General features: G+C 60.4%; 7 protein-coding genes and 1 pseudogene. 3 read left to right on the forward strand and 5 right to left on the reverse strand.

What is annotated here, in order from left to right; translation table 11 throughout:
- The 4 genes and pseudogenes from NW837_RS10890 to NW837_RS10905 all read right to left on the reverse strand — a co-directional run.
- Positions 1-202: pseudogene (locus NW837_RS10890) on the reverse strand (hypothetical protein); the annotation flags it as partial.
- A gap of 338 nt (positions 203-540) precedes the next feature.
- Positions 541-735 carry an IS630 transposase-related protein gene (locus tag NW837_RS10895; RefSeq protein ID WP_414331455.1) on the reverse strand — a complete coding sequence of 65 codons (195 nt, stop codon included), beginning with the start codon at positions 733-735 and terminating at the stop codon, positions 541-543.
- Between the two features lie 324 nt (positions 736-1,059).
- Positions 1,060-2,124, reverse strand: a complete 1,065-nt coding sequence (gene cbiB / locus NW837_RS10900) for an adenosylcobinamide-phosphate synthase CbiB (protein ID WP_414331457.1) — start codon at positions 2,122-2,124, stop codon at positions 1,060-1,062.
- Positions 2,114-2,569 carry an Rrf2 family transcriptional regulator gene (locus tag NW837_RS10905; RefSeq protein WP_414331465.1) on the reverse strand — a complete coding sequence of 152 codons (456 nt, stop codon included), beginning with the start codon at positions 2,567-2,569 and terminating at the stop codon, positions 2,114-2,116. The genes cbiB and NW837_RS10905 overlap by 11 nt, the downstream gene beginning before the upstream one ends.
- A 206-nt stretch (positions 2,570-2,775) precedes the next feature.
- Between NW837_RS10905 and rsmI the strand changes: the two genes are divergently transcribed.
- Complete coding sequence (gene rsmI / locus NW837_RS10910) at positions 2,776-3,765, forward strand: 16S rRNA (cytidine(1402)-2'-O)-methyltransferase (protein ID WP_414331459.1); 990 nt, start codon at positions 2,776-2,778, stop codon at positions 3,763-3,765.
- 28 nt (positions 3,766-3,793) lie between these two features.
- A complete protein-coding gene (gene rppA / locus NW837_RS10915) occupies positions 3,794-4,495 on the forward strand; it encodes a two-component system response regulator RppA (protein ID WP_414331461.1) in 702 nt (233 codons plus the stop codon).
- Positions 4,496-4,679: 184 nt separating this feature from the next.
- Here rppA and atpD read toward each other — a convergent pair whose 3' ends face one another.
- Complete coding sequence (gene atpD, locus NW837_RS10920; protein ID WP_011434062.1) at positions 4,680-6,113, reverse strand: F0F1 ATP synthase subunit beta; 1,434 nt, start codon at positions 6,111-6,113, stop codon at positions 4,680-4,682.
- A 190-nt stretch (positions 6,114-6,303) separates the two neighbouring features.
- Here atpD and NW837_RS10925 point away from each other — a divergent pair.
- On the forward strand, positions 6,304-6,646 hold a 343-nt coding region (locus NW837_RS10925; RefSeq protein WP_414331463.1), incomplete at its 3' end, for a GerMN domain-containing protein.

Below are 6,646 nucleotides of genomic sequence, written 5' to 3' on the forward strand. Positions count from 1 at the left end.
CCACCCAGCCCAGGGATCCCATCAGCACCGCCAGCACCATGCTCGGCAGGCTTACCCCAGAGCGGCGAATCGCATCCAGGACGTTGAGCAGCCCCACCACCCCAAAGGCTTGCCAGAGAACAGGCTGTTCCCGCAACGCCCGAAAGGTGCGCTCCGGCAGAAACCAAGCGCCGTAGATGTTGTCTAACCAGGAACCAAGCATGGCCAGCAACCCGTCAAGCTGTCTTTTATCCTAGCCCTTGGTGAGCACTTGACGGGCACACCCCAAAAATGGGGTATGATTGGGAGAGGATTCTGCGGCGTTGGTGACTGCCATTATGTTTTTGCGATCTATACCCTTCGACAATTAGGATGGGAAGTGGATGTGAGAGCAGTAGGCCAAACTTGATTTGGAAACTATCGACAATCATCCCCGGTATCCTATACTGGATTTTCCAGGTCGAAAACCACGGTAAAACGGCGCAACAGTATCCTCAAAAAAGCCCTCGAAAGGGGGCCTTTTTGTTGTTTGGATATTGTCGGATATTGTCAATGCTGCAGTTAATGGGTATTGCTCTGGCGCTGGGCTCCATCCTTTAGTCGAGCTTCTGGGCACTGGTCTACGTCTTGCTGCAGGGCAGCCAAGTCTGTCTTTCGCCTGCGGGTCTTGACTTTTGTTGTCGTGAGGTCTGCTCGGCTCAGCCAGCGATAAACGGTTGCCCAAGTGACATAACTCCCGCACTCATGCTGACGCAAAGCGCTCCGCGCCGCTAAAGCGAGAGAGTGCGAGCTTCAAGGACTCCGTCCCGCTGACGCGAAAAGGACGGGATGCCCCACCGCCCTGTGCTTGATATCTGTAGCAGCTGCTGTTTTTATCATCGTTTATTTCAGCGGTTCTAGGTTCACGGCAGGTTGACAGCAGCTACGGTTTTTGTTGCCGCCGATCTAGTTAGCTTTGCTAACTCTACCTCAAGTTCTGGGGGAAGTTGCGCCTGTGGAGATTCCTCTGCCGGGGTTGAGTCAAAAGCTCAGCTAGGTAAGGGTCGTAGAAGCAGGAAGCAACCGGTTGTTTAGTTCATCCTAGGGGGTGAAATAAACGACCATGAGTTGCAGAACGGTCAACAGGAGAGTTGCTCCCACCATCAAACTCCCCCAAATCCATACAACCTGTCGCAGCAGTCCCAAGCTTTCCCGCACCACTTGCGGGGTCAAGGGGCGAGCTGGGATCCCCAATTTGGGTTTCACCTTCGGGATCCCCTGATAGAAATTGGTTCCCCCCAGTTGGATCTGCAGCCGCCAGGCAAAAGCCGCCTCGCTCCACCCGGAATTGGGGCTGGGATCCGCCTGCGCATCCTGACGACACCGCTGCCAAAACCCCCAGGGATCCCGGCTGAGCAGCGCCAGCGTGAGCACCGTCAGGCGGCAGGGCAGCCAAGTCAGCCCATCCTCACAGCGGGCCGGCACTGTGCCCAAATGGGTGAAAGGGGGGTGGCGGTAGCCCACCATCGAATCCAGCGTGCTGCTGGCCTTGTAGGCTAGGGCCAAGGGCGCCCCTCCCAAGAAGGCGTAGAACAGAGGGGCAGTTGCTCCGTCGGGAGTATTTTCGGCCACCGTCTCAATCAGCGCCCGCAAAATCTCCGATGCCGTCAGGTGCTCTGTATCCCGCCCCACGTAGCGGCTGAGACGTTGACGGGCCTCCGGCAGATCCTCTTTTTCCAAGGGATCCAACACCTCCAAGGCGGCAAAGCGCAGGCTGCGCCCTCCCAGACAGCTGGCCATCAGGATCACCTGCACGAGGATCCCTGCCCAGGGGTGGATGGTATTGCCGATGGCGACCAGTCCCCAGCCCACGCCGTAGGATCCCCCCACCAAAGTTAGGGTGAGAACTGCCCCGCCCCACTGTTGTGCTCGCGGAGTTGAGCAGTGCTTGAGGATATAGCCTTGCCCCCAGGCAATAACAGCCCCCATCACCCGCACTGGATGAGGCCAACCCCAGGGATCCGCCAGCAGATAATCCAAAGCCAAAGCTGCCGCCAGCACCAGCCCGGCAGTCGGTTGGGCCGGAAAAAACAGCCAGCCGCCGGGAAAGGGCTCCGTCCCACTAACGCGAAAGGACTCCGTCCCGCTAACGCGATCAAACCACAAATCCACTCTCCTGATCCTGAGCCGCTTGCCAGCTCCGAACATCAAAATACAGATCTTCCAAGGTGGTTTCCTCCAGCACCTGCTGCACTTGCCGAGCGATCCGCTTCCACAGGGCTTCCGTCACCCAGTCCAGCCGCTCCGCCGAATACACGGCTGTGGCGTCAGAACTCTCCACAAGAGGATGCAGGGATTCTCCCACCGCCGCCAAAATGGCGCTGATCGGGATCCGCCGCGGCGCCCGTGCCAACCGGTAGCCCCCCTGGGCCCCCCGTTGGGAACAAACCAAGCCGGCCTGGCGCAACTCAATCAGCAACTTTTCCAGGTAGGGAGCTGGGATCCCCTGTCGCTGAGCAATGGCCCGCACCGAAGCCATTTGCCCGGAGCCGAGCATCGCCAGATCCAACAAAGCTTTGATGCTATAGGTGGCCCGCGTTGTCAAGCGCACCGGGATCCCTCTCCGCAGCACTTCTCGATCCTGCCATAGGACTCCGTCCCGCTACCGCGAAAGGACTCCGTCCCGCTACCGCGAAAGGCAGATGCCTGGGTATCGGGGCACCGGCCAAGAGAGGTTAATCTGGGGATCCGAGGCGATCTCTAATTGCTCTAATTGGCTATTGTCTGGTTATCGGCAGCTCAGCCTTGGAGCTCGGGATGGAACACCCCACCGCCAGCCTTTATTTGGTGGCTACCCCCATCGGCAACCGAGAAGACATCACCCTGCGGGCGCTGCGGGTTTTGCGGGAAGTGGACTGGGTGGCGGCAGAAGATACTCGCCACTCCGGCCAGCTTCTTAAACATTTTCAAATCTCCGCCCGCCTCATCAGCTATCACGAGCACAACGCTGCCCAACGGATCCCGCAACTCCTGAAGTATCTGTCGGCGGGCCAGTCGGTGGCCCTGATCAGCGATGCCGGCACCCCCGCCATTTCCGATCCGGGAGAAGAGCTGGTGCGTGCCTGCATTCAGGCCGGGATCCCGGTGATCCCTGTGCCGGGGCCGGTAGCTGCTGTTGCCGCCTTGACCGCTTCGGGCCTGCCTACAGGACGATTCGTGTTCGAGGGATTTTTGCCGCTTAAACCCAGTCAGCGACAGGCCCGCCTGCAACAGTTGGCCCAAGAAGAGCGCACCGTCGTTCTCTATGAAGCCCCCCATCGCCTGCGCCAAACTCTGCAGGATCTGCTGGATCACTGCGGCCCAGAGCGGCAGATCGTGCTGGCGCGGGAGCTGACCAAGCTGTATGAGTCCTTCTGGCGGGGATCCCTGGCAGCAGCTCTGGAGCACTGCGCCGCCCAGCCGCCGCGGGGGGAGTTCACCCTCTTGCTTGAGGGATATGTGGGTGCCGTTCCCAGCCCTAACCCTGCCAGAGGCGGGACGGAGTCCTTGAATGGGCGGGGAGACAGTGAATCGGAAGCGGAAATTCGTCAAGAAATGGCCCGATTGCTGGCCGAAGGCCTGTCCCGGTCTGCAGCCAGCCGCCGGTTGGCCCAGCGTCTGCAGGGATCCCCCATCTGGACGCGGCGCCGCCTTTACGATCTATCCTTGCAGCTTGAGCCGCTCTCCAGTTCTGGCGGGACGGAGTCCTTTTCTGAGTACGTCAGCGCTCCACATTGTTTCCAAGACAACAGCGAGACCGAGTCCTGAGGTGTTCGCGTTAGCGGGACGGAGTCCTATGGCACGGATTTTGTTGGTGGACGATGAAGTGGAGTTGGCCGATTCTCTGGCCCAGCAATTGAGGCGAGAGGGCTACACGGTGGACGTCGCCTACACAGGAGGGCGGGCCTGGGAGCTGCTGCAAAAGTCCCCCGCTCTGCCCTACGATCTGCTGGTCTTGGATTGGATGTTGCCGGAGCTCTCTGGGCTTTCCCTCTGCCAGCGGGTACGGCAGGTGGATTGCACCACCCCTATCCTGTTTCTGACGGCCAAAGATACCCTAGACGACCGGGTGGAAGGGCTGGATGCCGGGGCAGATGATTACTTGGTGAAGCCGTTCGAGCTGCGGGAACTGCTGGCGCGGGTGCGGGCCCTCTTGCGGCGAACCACAGGTACTGGAGAAGGGATCCCTCGCCTACAGATAGGGGATTTGGAGCTGGATCGGGAGAACCAGGTGGCCTACCGGCAGGGGCGGATGATCCACCTCTCCCAAAAAGAGTTTCGCCTGCTGGAGTACTTCATGACCCACCCCGGCCAGTTGCTCACCCACGACCAGATCTACGAGCAGGTGTGGGCCGGAGAGGATCCCCCCAGCAGCAACGTCTTGGCAGCCCAGGTGCGCCTGCTGCGGCGACGCCTCAGGTTGCCCGGGGCAGCAGAATTGATCCACGCCGTCTACGGCAAGGGCTATCGCTTCGGGCCTGTCGCCGGGGATCCCTAGCAGCCGTCCCACCTGTAGATAAAACCAAGGCTCCCCCGAAAAGAAGGAGCCCTGCCGGGTCTGGGGAGCGCTTTCAGTCAGCAATGCCACCAGGGCGTTCCCCCCTTCAACCCTGGGGAGCCCAGTCGCCGCGCTATCGGCAACTCCCCTCTCCTCCTGTGGGAAAGGGGCTGGGGGTGAGGGATCACTTGGACTTGAGCTTCTCCGCTTTCTCGATGGCCTCTTCGATGGTGCCCACCAAGTAGAAGGCTTGCTCCGGCAGATTGTCCAATTCCCCCGACAAAATGCGCTGGAAGCCCTTGATGGTGTCTGCCAATTTCACATACTTGCCGGGGGAGCCAGTGAATACCTCCGCCACGAAGAACGGCTGGGACAGGAAACGCTCGATGCGGCGGGCGCGGGCCACCACCAGCTTGTCCTCTTCCGACAGCTCGTCCAGCCCCAGGATGGCGATGATATCTTGCAGCTCTTTGTAGCGCTGCAGCGTTTGCTTCACTGCCCGGGCGGTGTTGTAGTGCTCTTCGCCCACAATGTCCGCCTGCAGGATGGTGGAAGAGGAATCCAGGGGATCCACCGCCGGATAGATACCCTTGGCTGCCAAGCTGCGGGACAATACCACCGTCGAGTCGAGGTGGGCAAAGGTGGTTGCTGGGGCCGGATCCGTCAAGTCGTCAGCAGGCACATACACCGCCTGCACCGAGGTGATGGATCCCTGCTTGGTAGAGGTGATGCGCTCTTGCAGGTTGCCCATTTCGGTAGCCAAGGTGGGCTGGTAACCCACCGCCGAGGGCATGCGGCCCAACAGCGCCGACACTTCCGACCCGGCCTGCACAAAGCGGAAGATATTGTCGATGAACAGCAGCACGTCCTGCTTGTTAACGTCGCGGAAGTACTCTGCCATGGTCAGGGCAGTCAGGCCAACCCGCATGCGGGCACCCGGTGGCTCGTTCATCTGGCCATAGACCAGCGCCACCTTATCCAGCACGCCGGATTCTTTCATCTCGTTGTAGAGGTCATTGCCCTCGCGGGTGCGCTCTCCCACGCCCGCAAACACCGACAGGCCAGAGTGCTCCTCAGCGATGTTGTGGATCAGCTCCTGGATGAGCACTGTCTTGCCGACGCCGGCACCGCCAAACAGGCCCACCTTGCCCCCCTTTTTGAAGGGGGCCAGCAGGTCAATCACCTTGATGCCGGTTTCAAAGGGCTCTGGCTTAATCGTCAAATCGACAAGTGGAGGCGCACTGCGGTGGATGGGGGCAAATTCTTGGGCTTGAACGGGCTCTCCTTGGTCAACCGGCTCTCCCAGCACATTGAAAATGCGCCCCAGGGTGGGCTGCCCGACCGGCACAGTAATCGGAGCGCCCGTATCCACCACCGGCATGCCCCGCACCAGGCCGTCGGTCGAGGACATGGCCACCGCACGCACGCGGTTATCCCCCAAAAGCTGCTGCACCTCAAAGGTGACGTTAACCTTCAGGCCGCTTTCGGTTGTGCCCTCCACCTTGAGGGCATTGTAGATTTCGGGCAGCTTGCCGCTGGGAAATTCGGCGTCGATCACAGGCCCGATGACCTGAGTGATGTAGCCAACATTGGTGGCAGTAGCGGTGGCAGTAACCATGATTGAGGCTCAGCTCCTTGTGTGCTCAGTTATCGACTCAGCAATGCCGGGTGTAAATCATTATCATCATACAAATAAAGGGATCCCAGTTGCTGCCGCACTTTTGCCTGTCCAGCCTATGGGGGATCCCCGGCAGGGAGGGCTTTTCTTCGCTACCCTAGAGCTAGGTTAGAGAGGGGGATCGCCAGCGATGAGCCACTACGGAGGCCGTACCGCACAGCTCAGCTCCGTCAGGTTGGGAGGACGGCGTTCCCGCCCGCGTCGGGGCCGGGCCCTACAACTGGGGATCCTCGGCTTTTTGCTGGGGTTAGGGGTGATGGGGGGAGCTTGGTGGTACAGCATCGGGCCCCGGCAAACCCTTTCCCTGTATTGGCTGACCAGTGCCGACAACTCCATTTACTATGTGCAGCAAGAGCGCACGGTTCGCGCCTTTGACACTCAAGAAGCCATCCGCCTGGCCTTGGAGGAGCTGATTGCCGGCCCCCGGGATCCCCACCTCACCACGGCCATTCCCCCCCAGACGCGGGTGTTGG

The organism is Synechococcus sp. R6-10 (assembly GCF_047461815.1).
In the GTDB taxonomy this organism is placed as follows: domain Bacteria; phylum Cyanobacteriota; class Cyanobacteriia; order Thermostichales; family Thermostichaceae; genus Thermostichus.

Bases quoted from the DNA above. Each gene is read 5' to 3' on its own strand.
- rsmI (WP_414331459.1), top strand. From the start codon at position 2,776: ATGGAACACCCCACCGCCAGCCTTTATTTGGTGGCTACCCCCATCGGC.
- atpD (WP_011434062.1), bottom strand. From the start codon at position 6,113: ATGGTTACTGCCACCGCTACTGCCACCAATGTTGGCTACATCACTCAG.
- rppA (WP_414331461.1), top strand. From the start codon at position 3,794: ATGGCACGGATTTTGTTGGTGGACGATGAAGTGGAGTTGGCCGATTCT.